Here is an 18,833-nt window from a genome sequence, read left to right as displayed (position 1 = left end):
CGCTGAAGCGTCAGTCCGACCCAGTCACATAGGACAACTATGCTCCTGGGCCGGGCTGGCGTTCCAGTCTCACTCACTTGTCGCGGTTCCACCGTGGCCATTCCGTATCTTCAATGATTTAGGGTATGTCACCGATTTTCCAGTGACTCCAGTTCGATATTAATGGCATTGCAGGAAATCTGAATTTCAAATAGTGACATCACCAACGACAGCAGCAAACTGACCAGACTGGCGCCGAAAAAAACCTGTCCGGCCAGCTCCCAGCTCAGAAACAACGCAAACATCGACAAGGTACAGAGCAGAAAACTAATCACCCCCCAACGCTGCATCGAGCGGATGAGCACAATACGCTGCCGCAGATTGACGATTTGTCTTTTTGCCAAATCGCGCACCTGCTCGCCTTCGCGATTGTTCAGTTGCCGGATCAACTGCGCCAGCACCAGAAACCTGTTGGTATAGGCCAGCAACAACAAAGAAATGGCCGGAAATAACAAGGCCGGCGTGGTCATCGTCATCATAAAAACCTCGGAAATATGGACAGTTTCTGGCATGGCAAAGTCACCGCAACAATCTGATTCGCTTGAAAACTGATCTCATATTACACTGAGTTCAGACAAAGATAATGCCAGTTGGAGATCTTTATGGCGGTCGATTTGTGGAGCGCAATGCTCACCTTGTTTCTGATTATGGATCCGCTGGGGAATTTGCCCATTGTGGTGGCAATTTTAAAAGATTTAAAACCAGAGCGGCGCCGGCTGGTGCTGATCCGGGAATTGGTATTGTCATTGATCATTTTGCTGTTGTTTCTGTATGGCGGGCAGAGTTTCCTGAACTTACTGGGTGTGAAGGAGGAAGCCGTTAGCATTGCCGGTGGCATCATTTTATTTTTAATTGCCATTCGGATGATTTTTCCGCCGCCAGGCGGTATGGTAGTGTTAAAAGAAGGTGAAGAACCGTTTTTGTTTCCATTAGCGGTGCCGATGATTGCCGGGCCCTCAATTTTGGCGGCGTTGATTCTGCTGGCTAATCAGCAACCGGGCCAGATGCTCGATTGGACTTTGGCCTTATTTGGTGCCTGGTTAGTCAGTTCCGCCATCTTGTTGTTTGCGCCTTTGTTACATCGGGTGTTGGGCGAACGTGGTCTGACCGCAATGGAGCGATTAATGGGTATGATTCTGGTCATTATCGCCGTACAAATGTTGTTAAATGGCATTGGCCATTATTTTAAGTGGGATTAGCAAATGCAAGTGGTGCCCTCAAACTCAGAGCAGGCTGAACAGACTCTGATTCAGACTGCGCAACAACAGCTGGAAACTACGCTGGTGGATTTCTCCGGCCAGTTATTGGCGCAGCAACAACAATTATTAGAACAACTTGGTGCCACGGTGCGCACGCAGTTGGAACAGCAGTGGCAACAGAAACTGGCCACTCAGCAACAACAGCTTAGTAGCCAACTGAGTGCCGCCGATGGCGCCAGTGCGCTGCAGCAACAGCTGGAACAACACAATCAGCAGCTACAACAGCAGCTGGAGTCGCTGGAACAACAGCATCAAAAAAATATCCAGCAACTGGAAAAACAGCTGCAGCAGTTATCAAAACAGCGGCAGCAAGTCGGCGAAGAAAAAGAAGAAGCTTTAGCCGCAATGCAGCGTTTAGCGGTGCAGCTCAAACAAAGCCAGGATGATTTTAAAGCCGAAAAATACCGGGTGATTGAGCTTGAGCAGCAACTTTCGGGTTCAGCGACTGAGCAGCAGGAAAAGTTTCAATCAGCGCTGAAGCAGCTGGAAGAACAGCGTGATGAGCTGAAATTGGCACTTACCCAGGCTAAAGCCGAAGTGAACGCGCAGCAGCAACTATTTAATGCCAGCCAGCAACAACTGCAACAACAAAATGCCGGTTCAACCGAGCTGGCGCAGCAAATCCACCATTTGCAACAGCGCCAACAGCATCTCAGCGAGGAACTGGCTGGTTCAGAACAAGCAAGACAACAGGCGCTGGAGGCTGAACAACAAAGCCAGCAACGGGTGCAGCAGCTGCAAGCGCAACTGACCGCACAGCAGCAACAATTTCAGGCGCTGCAACAAGAACAAAGCAGCAGTGCACAGGCCGCCCAGCGCGCGCAAGCTGATGTTAGCCAACTGCAACAACAATTGGCCGCTCAGCAAAGCGCCGGTCAACAACAGATCAGCACCCTGCAGCAACAAGCAGAGCAGCAATTACAACAAGCACTGAAAACCCAACAAACGCAGCACGAACAACAACAAGCAGAACTGCAGCAACAGCTCACCCAATATCAGCAGCAAATGACGTCGATGGCGGTGCAGCTGAATCAGATGTCGGTGATTGATCAGCAATTACAGCAGGATTTAACCGCAAAATTGCAGCAGTTTAAGCAGCTTGAGACCGAACATCAGCAATTAACCCAAGCGTTGGCTGAGCAACAACAACTGCACAGTCTACAAAACGCTGAGTTCAGTGCTTTGCAGCAGCAGTTGCAGGACATCCAGCAAAGTGATGATGGTCAGCAGCAACAATTAGCGTCGTTGCAGCAAAAAGAGCAGGAATGGCAAGCATTGCAGCATAAGCTGGAAAGTCAGTTATTCCGCGCCCAAACCCGGCAACAGGCGTTGGAAGAGCGCTATCAGACTGATAACGACCAATCCCGCGAAACCATTCGGGTACTGCGTCAGCAACTGCAAGCATTGGAAACCGAATCTCAGGCGCAGCAGCAGCTTTTAGAGCAGCAGCTGACCGAATACCGGTTGAAGTTTGAATATGCACAGCGGCAGATTAAACCGGCCAGTGTCTGAAGCGTAGACCCTGTATTGCTCTAAAATGTTGGCGGTCAGTTGGTATCACTTGGACCTGGCTGGTTCTGCCAGTCAGGCTTGTGTATCATAGCGCCAATGTAAACCGCCGCTGTGGTGGTGAGTGCTTTGACAGAGAAAACCATGAATTCAAAAGCGAATAATTTCCAGCGGATGCGCGACTTAGGGTTTTACCAACAAGCCGCCATCGCAGCTACCTTGCTGGAACGGATGATCCCAAGTTATCAGTTGTTTGCTGAAGTCAGCAATTTTGGTGACGCGGCGTTACCACGACATGTGTTGGATATGGTGTGGGAATGGTTACAAGTAAAACGCGCTAAAATCAATTTCGATAAGTTGCAGGAAGAACTGGAACTGGTGACGCCAGAAACCACCCATTTTGATATGTTCGGCGTGTATCCGGCGGTTGACGCGATGATTGCGCTGGATTCGATGCTCAACGGCATCACGTCGCAAGACAGCAGCGAATTTATTAACGTGGCGAAAATTTCGCAAGCATCTGTTGCACGCCTGATCGAACATGAATCAGCTGATCTCGACATCACCACCGAAGCTGAACTGCGTAAAGTGGTGCGTGATCACGAACTGATGGAATATGAGATGGATTGTTTAGTCGAGTTGATGGATACCGTTGAGCCATGGCAACATTTTGGCCGGCCGGAAGTGCAACAACTCAAAGCATGGGTGAAAGAGCAGGGCGTCACCAACCTTGGGATGGAACTGACCGCAGATCCCACCGAAGGCACTCCGGCGGAATAGTGGTTTTAACCTACACAGCTGGCGGAACCCGTTGATATAAACGGTAGGCCAGCTGACCTGCAATACTTTCTTTTAATAGCCGCCAATGTGCCGGCAGGCTGGCGACATTAAGTTCTTTCTCACATTCCAGATAAATCAGCGCTTCGGGTGCTAACCAGCCGTGCTGTTCCAGGTGTGCTGCACATGGCAGCGCCAAGTCTTGGCGAAACGGCGGGTCAATAAACACTAAATCATAAGAGCGCCGGGCCGGTTGTTGCAGATACTGCAAACAGTTAGTGGCAACCACTTCGGCGTTGTCACATTTCAGCGTCAGCAGGTGTTGCTGTAACTGCTTCACAGCGGTTTTATCCAGTTCCAGCAAGGTGGCAAAAGCGGCTTGTCGCGACAATGCTTCGAGCGCCAAACTACCGCTGCCACTAAAACAATCCAGCACCGTACTGCCAGCGGTATCCGCCATTAACCAGTTAAACAACGTTTCTTTCACCCGATCGGTGGTCGGGCGTAAACCTTCGGCATTGAGTACCGGCAATTTCCGGCCACGCCATTGGCCACTAATGATCCTGACAAAACCGGTGCCGCCATGGGCTGGAGGTGGCTGTGGGGTACGACGTGATTTCATCGGGAGTTTATGCCTGAATAATAAAGGTGGTAGTATAAAGGGCGATTTTACCTGAGTTTCGATTTTCTAACAGCGGACCCTATGACAAAACCTAATAAACTGTTTTCCTGGCTTGGCTTTGGTAAAAAGTCTGAAGCTGATCCAATTCCTACCCCGGTTGTAATACCAGAGCCTGCGGCCGAAACTATCACCTCAGAAGTTGGCAGCCCTGAAGTTGCCAGCGTCGAAGTTCCGGTAACAGTTTCGGTTGCAACGCCGGTCGAAGCTGAGATCCCGGAACCAATTGCCGACATTCCAGAGCCTATAGCCGAGCTTGCTCACGAAATTATTCCAGAACCAACGCCGGAACTTACTCCAGAACCGGTTCGGGCACCAATCATCGAACCCGCACTAACCCTGCCAGTCGAAGTTGTCGCTGACAAAAAACCAGGCTTTTTTGCAAGGTTAAAACAAGGCCTGAGCAAAACCAGCCAGAACCTTGGCAACGGCCTGGCGAGTTTATTCCTCGGCAAAAAAATCGACGACGATTTATATGAAGAGCTGGAAACCCAGCTGTTGATGGCCGATGTTGGCGTGGATACCAGCCAAAAATTGATTAAACAACTGGTGCAACATGCTGACCGCCGCCAACTAAAAGATGCCGACAGCCTGTACGAAAAATTGCAGCAGGAAATGGCTAGCTTGCTGGATGATGTAGAAAAGCCACTGGATACCAGCAATGGCGATGGCCCCTTTGTTATTCTGATGGTTGGTGTGAACGGTGTCGGTAAAACCACCACCATTGGCAAGATGGCGCAGCAATTTAAACTGCAGGGCAAATCAGTGATGCTGGCTGCCGGTGATACTTTCCGCGCTGCCGCCGTTGAACAACTGCAGGTGTGGGGCGACCGCAACCAAATTCCGGTGATTGCCCAGCATAGCGGCGCCGATAGCGCTTCGGTGATTTTTGATGCTTATCAGGCCGCCAAAGCCCGTAAAATTGATGTATTGATTGCCGACACTGCCGGTCGCCTGCAAAACAAAGCGCACCTGATGGAAGAGCTGAAAAAAATCGTCCGGGTGATGAAAAAAATTGATGGTGCCGCGCCACATGAAGTAATGCTGACTTTAGACGCCGGTACTGGTCAAAATGCGATCAGTCAGGCAAAGTTGTTTCATGAAGCTGTTGAACTGACAGGCATTTCATTAACCAAGCTCGACGGAACTGCCAAAGGCGGGGTGATTTTTGCCATTGCCGATCAGTTTAAATTACCCATTCGTTATATTGGTGTGGGTGAAAGCATTGATGACTTGCGGGTTTTTAACAGCAAAGACTTTATTCGGGCATTATTTAATAAGGAATTCTGAGCATGCTGCGTTTTGAGCAGGTCAGCAAAGGTTACTCCGGTGGTTTTGTCGCGTTAGATCGGGTCAGTTTTGAACTGGCCAAAGGTGAAATGGCATTTTTGACCGGCCATTCCGGCGCCGGTAAAAGTACTCTGCTCAAACTGATCAGCCTGATTGAACGGCCATCGGCTGGCCGGGTTTTTATTAATGGTGTGGATTTAACTGGGATCAAACCGCGGCAAATTCCTTATGTGCGCCGTGATGTCGGGATGATTTTTCAGGATCACCGCTTGCTGATGAATCACAGCGTGTTCGATAACGTGGCGCTGCCGTTGGTGATTGAAGGTTTCACCGGCCGCGATATGGCGAAACGAGTGCATGCTGCGCTGGATCAGGTCGGTTTGCTGGATAAAGCCCGTTGTTTGCCTGCCACTTTATCCGGTGGTGAAGCGCAGCGGGTTGGTATTGCCCGTGCTGTGGTCAACAAGCCGCCGTTGTTGTTGGCCGATGAACCCACCGGTAACCTGGACCCGGATTTATCCAAAGACATTATGCGGGTGTTTGAAGCGTTTAATCAGGCTGGCGTGTCAGTGCTGGTGGCCAGTCACGATTTAGGTCTGATTGCCCGGATGCGCTATCGCACCATGACGCTTAAAGGTGGCAAAATGATTAACGATGGCTTGTTGCATCACGAGGATAACGAATGAGTATTTTATTCTCAGGACGTGCCGTCGGCGCCACTGCAACGCAGCCGAATATTCTGCAAAAATTGCTGCGCGGAATTTTTACTCACTTGCGTCAGGCTATTACCAGTCTCGGCGAATTGTGGCGCAGCCCGCTGTGGACACTGATCACTGTCGCCGTATTGGGCGTTAGTATGACCTTGCCAACGACCCTGCATTTATTGGTCAAAAACATCCAGCAGGTCAGCCGCAGTTATGATCAGTCGTTTGAAATCAGTTTGTTTTTACAAAATGAAACCACACCGACCGAAATTGCCACCTTAGTCACCTTGCTGCAAGGCGATCCGCAAGTTGCTAAAGTACGGCTGATTGATAAAGCGGCGGCGATGACTGAGTTTAAACAACAGTCCGGCTTTGGTGAAGCCTTAGCGTTCCTGGATCAAAATCCATTACCGGACGTGTTGCTGGTGACGCCGAAAATTAATCAGCCGGCAGCCGCCGAAGCGCTGATGCAAAAGCTGCAAAAAGAGCGGCATGTTGAACTGGCGAAACTTGATATCAGCTGGCTGGAACGGCTGGCCGCACTAATGAACTTATTACAGCAAGCGGTTTATACTATTGCAATTTTATTACTGAGCGCGGCGCTGTTGGTGATTGGTAACACCATCCGGCTCTCGATTATGGATAAAAAAGCTGAAATTGAAGTGATGAAACTGGTTGGCGCGACCGATGCTTTTATTCAGCGACCATTTTTATACACCGGTATCTGGCTGGGGGTGTTTGGCGGTTTTCTAGCCTTTGTGGTGGTGGAAGTGATGTTGTGGTGGTTGCGCTCGGCCATCGCTACTGTGACTCAGCTGTACCAAAGTGACTTTGTATTGAATTCGTTAAGCATGCAGGAATTTGGCTGGTTGATGCTGATTGCGGTGTCGCTCGGCCTGATTGGTTCTTATATTGCGGTGCGCAGCCATATTAAAGCGATTGAGCCTTAAACGCAGGTTTATTGAAAAACGGCGCTTAAGCAAACTCGAAAAAACAGTGTTGAATATTCAGCACTGCTTTTTTTCAAGACATGTGCTTGTTTTCAAGACATCCATGGTTATTCGCTGCGAGCCGTCAATAACAACCCATGCGCCCAATCGACCGCCTGTATATAATGCGGGCTTAAATCAATCGTTTTGCCAAACAATTTCTGACTCAGTTGTTGTTGTAATTCCCAGTCGGCTTGTTCAAAGGCTTTGGCAAGTTCCAGATATTGCCCCAGCTTGCCCTGATGCGCGACCAATGCCGTTTTAATTTCCGGTAATATTGGTAAGTCTTCCAGCAAATCGGCCAGCGGTTGTTCCAGCAACGCATCCACTAATGAAAATAAGCCGGTTAAAAATGCCGAAGGCGGATTTTCTGGGTCATGGTTCATTTGTGCCATTAAATCGCAGAACCGCGCCCGCACCATCGACATATTCAGTAATTCGCTGCCGTTGTCTTCACTCAGGTTTGCCAGTGCCAGCAAGGCAATAAACTTTTTCAGCTCGGCTTCGCCCATATACACCATGGCGTGTTTTAACGAGCCAATCGGCTTTTCGCGAGCAAAGCTGGAGCTGTTCACAAATCGCAGTAACTTATAAGACAAACCTAAATCACGTTCGACAATGGCGGACAGCTGGTCAAAATCCAGTTCCACTTTGCTCGATTCGGCAATCAGTAGAAGCAGGTTAAGCTTACTACTGGCGATTTTTTTGTGTTTTAGCATTTCCGGCCGCGCAAAAAAGTAACCCTGAAATAAACTAAATCCGAGTTGTTTCAGTTTTTGATATTCAGCGGCGGTTTCTACTTTTTCGGCCAACAAAGTGACCGGGTGGTGCTTGATGCGGGAAATGTATTTGCTGATTTGCAGCATATTAAATTGCTGCACATCAACTTTGATGATGCTGACATACGGCAGGAAGATATCCCACTTCGGTTCAAAATCGTGATCATCCAGCGCCAACTGATAACCCATCCGGTGTAACTCGCGACAGGCCGTTAATAACTCGCGGCTGATTGGCACGGTTTCCAGAATTTCTATCACCATGCTTTTTGGATCAATCGAAGTGGGGAAATGGTGAATTAAGGTATCTGCTGAGAAATTAATAAAAGCCTTGCGGCTGCCGGTAATTTTTTCTACTCCCATTAATAAATGATGTTCAGTAATGAGCTTTGAGGTTGCCTCGTCGGCGTTAATGTTCGGAAAACAGTTGGCTACACCGTCCCGAAACAACAGTTCGTACCCGTAAAGGTTTTTTTCGGCATCAAGGATCGGTTGCCTAGCCATGTAACAATACATATGACTACTCCTGGTACAGATCGGAAAGGGCTGGAACGCAGCGATATAGCGACTTTGGGGACAATTACCACATTGCAGCTGTTGTTATTCTTCTTTGAGCATATCGTAAAAAAGCGCTTCCACTATATGCTTTGATATTCTGAAAAAAATCTGTTTATAAGATTAGGGTCTTAAAAGCAGCGGAACTTTGGTTAGCACTCTCAGTCGAAGAGTGCTAAGATGATTCCAGTTGAGAAAAGCAGGAGCTATGTAAATGACTAAAGCATCCCTTATGACCATGTCTGTCGCCGCCAGCGGAAGCCTCGAGGCTTATACCCATGCGGTGAGTACTATTCAGATGTTGTCTGCTGACGAAGAACGCGCTTTAGCTGAGCGGTTACAACAACATGGTGACCTGGAAGCTGCCCGTCAATTAATCATGTCGCATTTACGGTTTGTGGTGCATATCGCCCGCAGTTATTCCGGTTACGGTTTACCGATTGGCGATTTAGTGCAGGAAGGCAATATCGGCCTGATGAAAGCGGTCAAACGTTTTGACCCGACAGTCGGTGTCCGTTTGGTGTCGTTTGCTGTGCACTGGATCAAAGCTGAAATTCATGAATTTGTCCTGAAAAACTGGCGCATTGTGAAAGTGGCGACCACCAAGGCGCAACGTAAATTGTTCTTTAATCTGCGTAAAGCCAAGAAAAACTTAGGCTGGTTCAGCCAGGAAGAAGTGAAAAACGTTGCTGAATCTTTAGGGGTTCCGGAATACGAAGTGCGGGAAATGGAATCGCGGATGAGCAATCACGATATGCCATTTGACGCGCAAGATGATGATGATGAAGGCGCTATCCATGCACCGGTATTTTATCTGCAGGATAAATCATCCGACTTAGCCAGCAATTTTGAAGAAGACCAATCTGAAGGCGCTGCCGTAGACCGGCTACAAGCTGCGGTGCGGACTTTGGATGAACGGAGTCAGGATATTATTCGTGCCCGTTGGTTAGATCATCAGAAACTGACCTTGCAGGAATTGGCCGACCGTTATTCAGTGTCAGCAGAGCGGGTGCGTCAGCTGGAAAAAAATGCCATGAAAAAGCTGCATGCAGCGATGGTTGATGCTTAACAGCTAAGTAATTCATTCCATAAGAAAAAGGCAGCGTAAGCTGCCTTTTTTGTGCCTTTTTTACCTGGACTGTCGACATTTAAGTTGAAGCATTTTTTTCAGTAGCAACGCTGGCCTGTACCAATCAGCAGTTTTACAGTCCTTCACTTAGCGCATTAATAGCAAAGGTGTCGTGGCTGCCGGAACGTTGCTTGGAGCGACAGCCCGCAGATCTTCAAACCACAGTTGCCAGTCAGCTGCCATCACCACGGCCGGGATGACAAAACCGGGTAAATCCGCGCGGTAAGGCGGATGCCATTGTAAAGGTTCAGCCACTGCTGCCGCTGCCAGCTCTGTCCCCGGGTTTGGATTGGCGGCTGTGATTGTGATTGTGTTTGTTGTCGCAGGTTGTGCAGAGGTGTTATGCACCAGACTCACCGAGCCGGATCCGGCTTCACCCGTCTGAGTGGTTTTGTCCGGTTGCGGCGACAACTTCAGCACTTTTTTACCGTCGCTGCGGGCTTTCTCAGTCCAGTCGGTTTCGTTGGCGGCGCGGCTTGAATTTGATTTAGCAATAGATCCCACTTGTGTTGAGGTTGCCGGTGCAGCAGCCAGCGCCACTTGTGGTAAATCTAACAATTGTGATGCTGGCACCAGCTCAACACCCGATGCGGCCAACCGCGCCAGATTGCGCTTTAAGTAGCGGTAAGTTTCCGGATAAGGATGGCCGATGGCAACAGCACTGCCTTGTTGTTTCGCCAGTTTAATCAGTTGGTTAAATTGTTTATCCAGCGCGGCATGTGATTTATCGTTATCGAGGAAAATATCGCGACTGCGGCTTTTAATCTGATGTGCACTAGTGGCGCGCGATACGGCGCTACGAGCCGTGGTTTTGCTGTCAATGAAGTACAAACCCCGTTCGGCCATCACTTGCATGGTCCAATCCATCTGCTGGGGCAAACTGGTATATAAACTTCCCATATGATTGTTAACGCCAATAGCCTGAGGTACTTGCGCCAGTGCCTGATGCAGCGCTTGCTGCACCTGGGTTTTGGACATTTGACGGCGCAATGCACCTTTTCCCAGCAAATGGTTTTGCGCCACCGCTTCCATCGGCATATGCAGCATCACTTCTTTTTGCTGACGGGCAGCAAGTTCAGCCATTTGCTGGCTTTGTGGCGCAAAGGGCATCACGGCGAAAGTCAGCGCGTAAGGCAGTTGAATAAGTAGTGGATCAGCTTTTTGATAGCCAATATCATCGATAATAATTGCCACTTTCGCCGGTAACGTCTGTGCTTCAACTGCTGCGGTAAAGCCAGCAAATAACATCAAAAATCTTAGAATATACAAGGTATTTACTTCGCTGCCTGATTGCTGCACTAAGCCGGAATAAGCCAGAAAATGGCTCGGGGAATGGCTGACATTATGCCTGATTATTCTGCCAGGCTGCTATGTCTGGTTATTAAGTCTGGCTGTTAGCACTGATCATGGTCGGCTTAACCAGCGCAGCGGGTTTACCGCAGAGCCTTTTTGCCGGATCTCAAAATAGAGTCCGGGTTGATCCTGACCACCACTTTGGCCAACCAGTGCCACGGCATCACCAGTGCGGACTGTTTCGCCCGGGGTTTTTAACAAGGTTTGATTGTGGCCGTACAAACTCATCAAACCATTGCCATGATCGATGACCGTCACCCAGCCATAACCTTTCAGCCAGTCGGCATAGATCACCTGGCCATTGGCAACCGCTTTGACAGCGGTACCGGCGCTGGCCTGGATAATCAAACCGCTGGCCGTCATACCACCGCCATGTTTAGCGCCGAATTGTTGTGAAATAGCGCCTTGTACCGGCCAGGGTAAATTGCCGGCTTTACCGGTGTTGCTAACCAGCCGGCGGTTGGCGGCAGCAGCTTTTAATTTCGCGAGTGTGTCTTGCAGGCTTTTTTCATTAGTCTTCAGATAAGCTAGTTGTTGCTGCTGATCGCTCAGTAATGTTTGCAGTTCTTTTACCGATTGTTGCTGACTTTGCCTTGCTGTGGCTAATTCATCTTGCTGCGAGGTCAGCTGCGCCAAGCGTTGTTGTTGTTCCAGCTGATTGGCGGCGGTTTGTTGTTTGAGTGCATCGAGTTCAGCAACAGTGGCTTTCAGTGCCAACAGTTGTTGCATTCTGGCATTATTAAAGTACTGATAGTAGGTGAGGGTTCGTTCTAATTTCACTGCATCCTGTTGATTCAGCAGCAGTTGGGTGTAGTCGTGACCGCCCACCTGATAGGCTGCTTTGACTTGCGCTGCCAGCAATAATTGCTGTTGCTGGCGTTGTTGTTCCAGCGCCTGTGCTTCGGTATCCAGTTTGCTTTGTTGTGTCTGTAATTCGGTAATTTTTGCTTGCTGTTGCACCACGGCATCGGCAGCTTGCGCTAGCGCAGCATCAGCCAGTTTCAGCTGAGCTTCGGCTTTTTTCAGTTTTTGCCGTTGGTCACGTCGTTGCCGTTCGGTCTGCTTAATTTCCTGCTGCAACGATGCCAGCTCTTTGCGGGCGCTGGCAGTACTTTGTTGCGCCTGGACAGTTGTGGTCAGGCTGCCGAGCAAAAGCCCAAGCAGCATGGCGCATTTGATAGTGCGGCTGGCAAAAATCACTGGAGTTTAAACAACAATTTGCCGGTCATTTCGGCCGGAACCGGCATGCCCATCAGTTGCAGCATGGTCGGGGCGACGTCGCTTAAAATGCCGCCGTTTACCGCAACCGCATTACGGCCGACATAAATCAATGGCACCGGGCCACTGGTATGGGCGGTGTGGGCCTGACCCGATTCGTGATCGACCATTTGTTCGGCATTGCCGTGATCAGCGGTAATGATACATTCGCCACCCACTGCAGAGAGCGCTTCGACCACGCGGCCAATACAGGTGTCCACCGCTTCCACGGCTTTAATCGCCGCCGATAAAATACCGGTATGACCAACCATATCGCCGTTTGGATAGTTGCAGATAATCACGTCAAACTTGTTGCTATGAATGGCTTCTACCAGCTTATCAGTCAGTAAAGTTGAATTCATTTCTGGTTGTAAATCGTAGGTCGCAACCGATGGCGATGGGATCAGAATACGCTCTTCACCGGCAAACACATCTTCACGGCCACCACTGAAAAAGAAAGTGACATGGGCGTATTTTTCAGTTTCAGAGATCCGTAATTGCGTTTTGCCATGTTTCGCCAGCCACTCGCCCAACACGTTATCTAAAGCCGTGGGTGGATAAGCCACCGGCGCTTTAATATCGGCTGCATATTCAGTCAGTTGCACGAACGAACTTAACTTGGGCTGACGCTCACGAACAAAACCACTGAAATCGCTGTCGGTAAAAGTCCGGCTGAACTGACGGGCGCGGTCGGCGCGGAAATTCATAAAAATCAGCGCGTCGCCATCCGCAATTTTAATGCTGTCGCCAGCGGCGTTGGTGATGGCCGTGGCTTTCACAAACTCGTCGTTTTCATCACGGGCATAGGCAGCATGCAGCGCTTCAATGGCATTCCCGTGCTCAAATAAGCCTTTACCGTCAACGATCAGTTCATAGGCTTGTTGCACCCGATCCCAACGTTTATCGCGGTCCATGGCAAAATAACGACCGATGATGCTGGCGATTTGGCCGGTGCCGATGGTATTAAATTTGTCCTGTACTAACTGTAATGAAGCTTCGGCGCTGCGCGGTGGGGTGTCGCGGCCGTCTAAAAATGCATGCAGGTATATCTGGCGAGCGCCTTCACGATGAGCAAGCTCAATCATCGCGATTAAATGTTCTTCGTGGCTGTGGACACCACCCGGTGATAACAACCCCATGAGATGCACCGCTTTACCTTGTGCTACTGCGCTTCTGACCGCATTCACCAGGGCTTGATTCTGGAAAAAGTCGCCATCTTTAATCGCTTTGGTGATGCGGGTAAATTCCTGATAGACCACCCGGCCTGAGCCTAAATTGACATGACCAACTTCAGAGTTGCCCATCTGGCCGTCAGGTAAACCAACATCCATGCCAGAGCCGGAAATCAGGCTGTGCGGGCACTGCTGCCACAGCCGATCCATCACTGGGGTATTGGCTTGCACAATTGCGTTGTCAGCCGGATCTTCGCGATAACCCCAACCGTCTAAAATCAGAAGAACTAAAGGTTTGCCCGGCTTTGTCATCACTGCTCCGCATCTTGTTGCTTGATCATCATTCGGACGTCCATCTTACCCAAATTTAACTGCGACTCCAATCAACCTTGGTCAGTAAATGTGCAACCGGTAGGTGATCTCAGCTAAAAGTCTGCGAAAGTCGGTGAAATTCCGGAACCGGCAGAAAAGGCAGGGCTGTTTTTGCCCCTGAAAGCCGTTATACTCGGCGCCAATTGAATTTTGACGGAAGTAAAAAGCTATGGAGCAATACATCGAATTTGCCGGTAATCATCAATTACTGAGCCTGGCTTGGGGCGGTATCCTGTTGGCATTGGTGGTAAGTTGGGTGCAGTCGTTGCTGTCGAAAATCCAGATGCTGTCGCCGACCGAACTGACGATTAAGGTCAATCGGGAAGATGCCGTGCTGTTGGACATCCGCTCGGCTGATGATTTCAAAAAAGGCCATATCACCTCGGCCCGTAACATTCCGCTGGCTCAACTCAGCAAAGAATTGTCAAAGCTTGAAAATGATAAAAACAAACCCATTATTGTGGTCTGTCAGGCTGGAATGTCAGCACAAGGTGCGGCAAAACAGTTGATCAGTGCCGGTTTTGGTCAGGTTGCAGTGCTACGTGGTGGCATGAGTAAATGGGCTGAAGCAAATTTACCAGTGGTAAAAAAATAACAGGAACCGCCTTGATGAGTGCAGCCAGCGTCACTATTTACACTAAAGCCTATTGCCCGTATTGTGTTCGCGCAAAAGCCTTATTAACGGCAAAAGGGGTGCAGTTTCTGGAGGTCAGCATTGACCAACAGCCGGAATTGCGCCCAGAGATGATTGAAAAATCGGGCGGGCGCAGTACGGTGCCGCAGATTTTTATTAATGATCAACATATTGGTGGCTGTGACGACCTTCATGCGCTAGATGCGCAGGGAAAACTGGACACTCTGCTTCGCTAATTACAATCAAATTATCAGTTAGGATTTATCATGGCCGACGAACAAATCAATGCAGTTGCCGACGAGCAACAAGTGCAATTCGCAATTCAGCGCATTTATGTTAAAGACATTTCTTTTGAAGCGCCAAATTCCCCAGCGATTTTCCGCAAAGACTGGCAACCAGAAGTAAAACTGGATCTGGATACCCGCAGTGAAAAGCTCGACGACAGTACTTTTGAAGTGGTGTTATCATTAACTGTTACCGCCACTATTGGCGAAGAAACAGCCTTTTTATGTGAAGTGCAACAAGCGGGCATTTTCTCTGTTCCTGTGGTCAGCGATGCCCAAATGGCACATATGTTAGCGGCATTCTGCCCGAACATCCTGTTCCCATATGCTCGCGAAGCCGTATCAAGTCTGGTCAACCGTGGTACTTTCCCACAGTTAAACCTGGCACCAGTGAATTTCGATGCTCTGTTCGCACAATATGTGCAACAGCGTCAGGCTGAAGCGCAAGCTCAGCTGCCAAACTAAGTCTGCGGCGTCTGCTATGACTGCGGCAATCACAGTTTTAGGTGCCGGATCGTACGGCACTGCGCTGGCAATCTGTCTGGCGCGAAACGGTCACCACACCTTGTTGTGGGGTCGCAGTCTGCAAGACGTGGCGGCGATGCAAACCGACAGAATAAACCATAAATATCTGCCGGAAATTCGCCTGCCAGACACTCTGGAAGTCACTGCCGATTTAATCGAAGCGGTGAAAGCCAGTCAAAATATTCTGGTGGTGGTGCCGAGCCATGCCTTTGCTGACACCTTAAAACAAATTAAACCTTATTTGTTGCCGCATGCCCGGGTGGCTTGGGCAACCAAAGGTTTGGAACCTGATACCGGTCGGTTATTGCAGGACGTAGCCCGCGATATTCTCGGTGATGATGTGTCGCTGGCAGTATTGTCAGGGCCGACCTTTGCCAAAGAGCTGGCATTAGGGTTACCTACTGCAATTTCCTTGTCTTCAACTGACAACGAATTTATTACCGTGTTATCCGATCTGCTGCATTGTGGCCGGACCTTCCGGGTCTACACCAATCCAGATTTTATTGGCGTGCAATTAGGCGGCGCCGTGAAAAACGTCATTGCAATAGGTGCTGGTATGGCCGATGGCATTGGTTTTGGTGCCAATGCCCGCACGGCGCTGATTACCCGCGGACTAGCGGAAATGTGCCGTTTAGGATGTGCCCTTGGTGCGCAAAAAGAAACCTTTATGGGCATGGCAGGTTTAGGCGATTTAGTGTTGACCTGTACCGATAACCAGTCGAGAAATCGTCGATTTGGTCTGTTACTCGGACAGGGCGCTGGTGTCGAAGCTGCAATGGCCAGTATCGGTCAAGTGGTGGAAGGTTATCGTAATGCCAAAGAGGTGTTTAATCTGGCAGCTCGTGTCGGCGTAGAAATGCCGATCACCGAACAAATTTATCAGGTGTTGTATCAAGGCAAAGACGCCCGTTTAGCAGCCATTGATTTACTCGGCCGCGAAAAGCGTGACGAATAAAGTTGTTGCTTAACAGTAGCAGCAACACCTTTGGTTAACTTGCCTGGCTGATTTTTTGCGGCTCCAGAACAAAACGTGCAGAAATTTGCCCAGCGGTTTTTGGCTGATCAAACAACGAACCTTGTCCGGACAAACAACCCATCACGTGCAATAAATACCCTTGCATTTCATTGTCGATGCCTTGTGCTGTCAGCGTTAACTGATGGTAACTGGCAAGCCGGATTAGGCTGGCGCAGATGTTGCGCTGGTTGTCCTGAAATTCCAGATCGTCAATCAACGAATCAGCCAGCATGACTTCTGACCAGAAATTTTCGGCCAATAATGCCAGCGCGGTGTGCCCTTTACCAAAATCCTGCCAAATTAAACTAAAACCAGCTTGTTTTAATGCCTGTAGCTGAATAATCGCCATGCCTGGTTGTTGCAGCCAGTATTGCTCATTGATCAGCAATTGCAGCAATTCCGGTTGCAGTTGCCATTCCTGCAGATGATGTAATAAATAGGGTAATAAATCCGGTTGTTGCAGCTGCAGCGTCGACATTTCCAGCCGGAATTTTGGCAACTGGCAACCTTGTTGTCGCCATTGCCAGATTTGCTGACATAACTGCGAAAAACGCCAGCGTTCCAGCGCCAGCAGTAAATGGCTTTGTTCAGCCGCCGCTTTAAATTGCGGCAGCCACAATAAACCGCGGCTGGGCGAGTGCCAGGCTAATTGTACGTCGATTGCCAGCAGGTGTTTGTCATGTAACTGGTAACAGCCCTGAAAATACAGTTCAAACTGATATTGCTTGAGGCCGTATTGTAGCTCTTCAGCCAATGTTGCATCTGCGACGTCTGCTTGCCCGGATTGTTGCCACAGGAAAATCGATGGCTGTTGTAACAAACTTTGTTGCAACGCCCAGTCGGCATGTTGCAGCAAGGTCTCGACATCTTCGCCACCTTGAGGAAACAGCGCGACCCCAATGGCACATTGGCCAATTAAATCAAAATCATCCAGCGGGCAAGGACCATGCACTGCCAGTTGTAACTGCCGGGCAATTTGCAGGCTGGCTGCTTCCGGCGTCTGCTGGCAATGTTGTGCCGTTAATAACACCGCAAAACGACGATCGGTAAACTGACCCAGACTGGCACCTGCCGGTAAATGGTGCTGCAACTGCTGTGCTATCCATTGTTCAAATTGCCTCGCTTTGGTCATGCCGAATTGCTGACGGATTTGCTCCAGTTCAGTCAGTTCCAACAGTAAAATGGCAAAATGTTGCTGGGCATTACGGCATTGTTGCAACACGGGTTCAAGTTGCGCCAGCCACAAGGTCCGGTTCGACACGCCTGTCAGTGCGTCGTGGGTACTTAATTGTTGCAGCTCCGATTGTTGCTGCTGCTGTTCGCTGATGTCCTGTTGCACAATCAAGTAATAGCCGGGCTGATGACGGGTCAGCGGGGTGATATTCAGTTGCAGCGCGCGGGGGGCCGTTGCCGTGGGCATCCAGACCACGCCTTGCCAGCTTTGATTCTGCTGTAGTTCGGCCTGAATATCCGGCCAGGCACTTTGCAAGCATTGACGACTGCTAAATAGCTGCGGCCGCAGCCCGGTTGGCCAGTGAAAATTGGCCATGGCCTGATTACACTGACGTAATTGAAAATGTTCATCCGCAAACCAGGCCGGGCACGCTAAGCGCTGAAAAAATACATCCAGACTGAGGGTATGCGGCGTTGGTTGCAGTTGGCGCTGGCGATACCACCAGACTCCGGCTAACAAAGGTAACAGCCATAAACCATAAGTTGTTGTCAGAAGCCAGAGCCAACCGCCGAATGTTTCCATCTGAAGTCCTGCATTCCGTTGTCACAAGGTTGTCCCGAAATTATAGGCTGGACAATAAAAACCGCCAGTTTGTAGCGAAAGTGATTTGCAAAAAACTGGCCTACTGCGCCCACCAGCAGTTTTCGATATCCCCGTAATCCTTGAAGTTGCGGGGTTGTTGGCCTCCTTCACGAACTGGCGTTCCAGATTCGTTCAGTTGCCGCGGTTCCACCGTGGCCATTCCGCATCTTCAATGATTTTGGGTATATAATGCGGCTTCCTGTGAATATTCTGAAATGAGCTTATGTTTCACATTGCCTTGTTCGAACCCAAAATTGCGCCAAATTGCGGCAATATTATTCGTCTGGCTGCCAACAATGGTTGCAGCCTGCATTTAATTGAACCCCTGGGTTTTGATTTTGAAGAAAAAAAGCTGCGCCGCGCCGGGCTTGATTATCATGATTTAGCCAACGTTACCCGCCATGCTAATTACGCCGCGTTTGAGCAGGCGATGGCGGGGCGGCGGATTATCGCCTGTACCACCAAAGGCAGTCGGCCGCATACTGATGTGCTGTATTTACCAGATGATGTACTGTTGTTTGGTTCAGAAACCCATGGTTTACCGGATGCAGTGCGGGACGCAATTGCCAGCGAGCTAAAAATTCGTATTCCGATGATGCCGGATGCACGCAGTTTAAATCTGGCCAATGCGGTGGCCATCATTAGCTATGAAGCCTGGCGTCAGCAAGGGTTTGCCGGCGCAGTTTAACGTCAACCAAT

19 protein-coding genes are annotated in these 18,833 nt (G+C 49.6%); 12 read left to right on the top strand and 7 right to left on the bottom strand.

Annotated elements, in window-relative coordinates; genetic code table 11:
* Window positions 1-128: 128 nt before the first annotated feature.
* A complete protein-coding gene (locus tag A5320_RS04690; RefSeq protein WP_231916651.1) occupies window positions 129-551 on the bottom strand; it encodes a DUF2721 domain-containing protein in 423 nt (140 codons plus the stop codon).
* 90 nt (window positions 552-641) lie between these two features.
* On the opposite strand from A5320_RS04690, the gene A5320_RS04685 reads away from it, so the two are divergent.
* From A5320_RS04685 to A5320_RS04675, 3 genes are all read left to right on the top strand, one after another.
* On the top strand, window positions 642-1,238 hold the full coding sequence (locus tag A5320_RS04685) for a YhgN family NAAT transporter (protein WP_068061583.1): 597 nt from the start codon (window positions 642-644) through the stop codon (window positions 1,236-1,238).
* A 3-nt stretch (window positions 1,239-1,241) separates the two neighbouring features.
* Window positions 1,242-2,810: a hypothetical protein gene (locus A5320_RS04680; protein WP_068061580.1), complete on the top strand. Its 1,569-nt coding sequence runs from the start codon at window positions 1,242-1,244 to the stop codon at window positions 2,808-2,810.
* A 141-nt stretch (window positions 2,811-2,951) separates the two neighbouring features.
* Complete coding sequence (locus A5320_RS04675) at window positions 2,952-3,587, top strand: YjaG family protein (protein WP_068061578.1); 636 nt, start codon at window positions 2,952-2,954, stop codon at window positions 3,585-3,587.
* A gap of 10 nt (window positions 3,588-3,597) precedes the next feature.
* On the opposite strand, the gene rsmD is transcribed toward A5320_RS04675, so the two are convergent.
* Window positions 3,598-4,206, bottom strand: coding sequence for a 16S rRNA (guanine(966)-N(2))-methyltransferase RsmD (gene rsmD / locus A5320_RS04670; protein WP_068061575.1), 609 nt, complete (start codon window positions 4,204-4,206; stop codon window positions 3,598-3,600).
* Window positions 4,207-4,287: 81 nt separating this feature from the next.
* On the opposite strand from rsmD, the gene ftsY reads away from it, so the two are divergent.
* The 3 genes from ftsY to ftsX are packed head-to-tail and all read left to right on the top strand — an operon-like array spanning window position 4,288 to window position 7,207.
* Window positions 4,288-5,553, top strand: coding sequence for a signal recognition particle-docking protein FtsY (ftsY, locus tag A5320_RS04665; protein WP_068061571.1), 1,266 nt, complete (start codon window positions 4,288-4,290; stop codon window positions 5,551-5,553).
* 2 nt (window positions 5,554-5,555) lie between these two features.
* Entirely contained in the window at window positions 5,556-6,239 is a 684-nt protein-coding gene (gene ftsE, locus A5320_RS04660) for a cell division ATP-binding protein FtsE (protein ID WP_068061568.1), read from the top strand.
* Window positions 6,236-7,207, top strand: a complete 972-nt coding sequence (gene ftsX, locus A5320_RS04655) for a permease-like cell division protein FtsX (RefSeq protein ID WP_068061565.1) — start codon at window positions 6,236-6,238, stop codon at window positions 7,205-7,207. Before ftsE ends, ftsX begins: the two co-directional genes overlap by 4 nt.
* 107 nt (window positions 7,208-7,314) lie before the next feature.
* Here the strand turns inward: ftsX and A5320_RS04650 are convergent, their stop codons facing one another.
* The gene (locus A5320_RS04650) at window positions 7,315-8,538 is read right to left on the bottom strand and encodes an EAL and HDOD domain-containing protein (RefSeq protein WP_068061562.1); all 1,224 of its coding nucleotides are present in this window, start codon (window positions 8,536-8,538) and stop codon (window positions 7,315-7,317) included.
* A 253-nt stretch (window positions 8,539-8,791) separates the two neighbouring features.
* On the opposite strand from A5320_RS04650, the gene rpoH reads away from it, so the two are divergent.
* Window positions 8,792-9,646 carry an RNA polymerase sigma factor RpoH gene (gene rpoH / locus A5320_RS04645; protein ID WP_068061559.1) on the top strand — a complete coding sequence of 285 codons (855 nt, stop codon included), beginning with the start codon at window positions 8,792-8,794 and terminating at the stop codon, window positions 9,644-9,646.
* Window positions 9,647-9,793: 147 nt separating this feature from the next.
* Here the strand turns inward: rpoH and A5320_RS04640 are convergent, their stop codons facing one another.
* From A5320_RS04640 to gpmM, 3 genes are all read right to left on the bottom strand, one after another.
* Window positions 9,794-10,954, bottom strand: coding sequence for a divergent polysaccharide deacetylase family protein (locus A5320_RS04640; protein WP_082971603.1), 1,161 nt, complete (start codon window positions 10,952-10,954; stop codon window positions 9,794-9,796).
* A gap of 156 nt (window positions 10,955-11,110) precedes the next feature.
* A complete protein-coding gene (locus A5320_RS04635) occupies window positions 11,111-12,226 on the bottom strand; it encodes a murein hydrolase activator EnvC family protein (RefSeq protein WP_068062968.1) in 1,116 nt (371 codons plus the stop codon).
* Between the two features lie 29 nt (window positions 12,227-12,255).
* Window positions 12,256-13,800 carry a 2,3-bisphosphoglycerate-independent phosphoglycerate mutase gene (gene gpmM / locus A5320_RS04630; RefSeq protein WP_068061552.1) on the bottom strand — a complete coding sequence of 515 codons (1,545 nt, stop codon included), beginning with the start codon at window positions 13,798-13,800 and terminating at the stop codon, window positions 12,256-12,258.
* 229 nt (window positions 13,801-14,029) lie between these two features.
* Here gpmM and A5320_RS04625 point away from each other — a divergent pair, with 229 nt between their 5' ends.
* The 4 genes from A5320_RS04625 to gpsA are packed head-to-tail and all read left to right on the top strand — an operon-like array spanning window position 14,030 to window position 16,258.
* Window positions 14,030-14,455, top strand: coding sequence for a rhodanese-like domain-containing protein (locus A5320_RS04625; RefSeq protein WP_068061550.1), 426 nt, complete (start codon window positions 14,030-14,032; stop codon window positions 14,453-14,455).
* A gap of 14 nt (window positions 14,456-14,469) precedes the next feature.
* Window positions 14,470-14,730, top strand: coding sequence for a glutaredoxin 3 (gene grxC / locus A5320_RS04620; protein ID WP_068061548.1), 261 nt, complete (start codon window positions 14,470-14,472; stop codon window positions 14,728-14,730).
* A gap of 30 nt (window positions 14,731-14,760) precedes the next feature.
* Complete coding sequence (gene secB, locus A5320_RS04615) at window positions 14,761-15,243, top strand: protein-export chaperone SecB (RefSeq protein WP_068061545.1); 483 nt, start codon at window positions 14,761-14,763, stop codon at window positions 15,241-15,243.
* Window positions 15,244-15,259: 16 nt separating this feature from the next.
* Entirely contained in the window at window positions 15,260-16,258 is a 999-nt protein-coding gene (gene gpsA, locus A5320_RS04610) for an NAD(P)H-dependent glycerol-3-phosphate dehydrogenase (RefSeq protein ID WP_068061542.1), read from the top strand.
* A 34-nt stretch (window positions 16,259-16,292) separates the two neighbouring features.
* On the opposite strand, the gene A5320_RS04605 is transcribed toward gpsA, so the two are convergent.
* A complete protein-coding gene (locus A5320_RS04605; protein ID WP_068061539.1) occupies window positions 16,293-18,074 on the bottom strand; it encodes an EAL domain-containing protein in 1,782 nt (593 codons plus the stop codon).
* 283 nt (window positions 18,075-18,357) lie between these two features.
* On the opposite strand from A5320_RS04605, the gene A5320_RS04600 reads away from it, so the two are divergent.
* Window positions 18,358-18,822 carry a tRNA (cytidine(34)-2'-O)-methyltransferase gene (locus A5320_RS04600; protein WP_068061536.1) on the top strand — a complete coding sequence of 155 codons (465 nt, stop codon included), beginning with the start codon at window positions 18,358-18,360 and terminating at the stop codon, window positions 18,820-18,822.
* Window positions 18,823-18,833: the final 11 nt, after the last annotated feature.

This window comes from Rheinheimera sp. SA_1, assembly GCF_001669775.1.
In the GTDB taxonomy this organism is placed as follows: domain Bacteria; phylum Pseudomonadota; class Gammaproteobacteria; order Enterobacterales; family Alteromonadaceae; genus Pararheinheimera.
The sequence above is the reverse complement of the archived record's forward strand: the minus strand, read 5'-3'. Positions and strand labels throughout refer to the sequence as shown.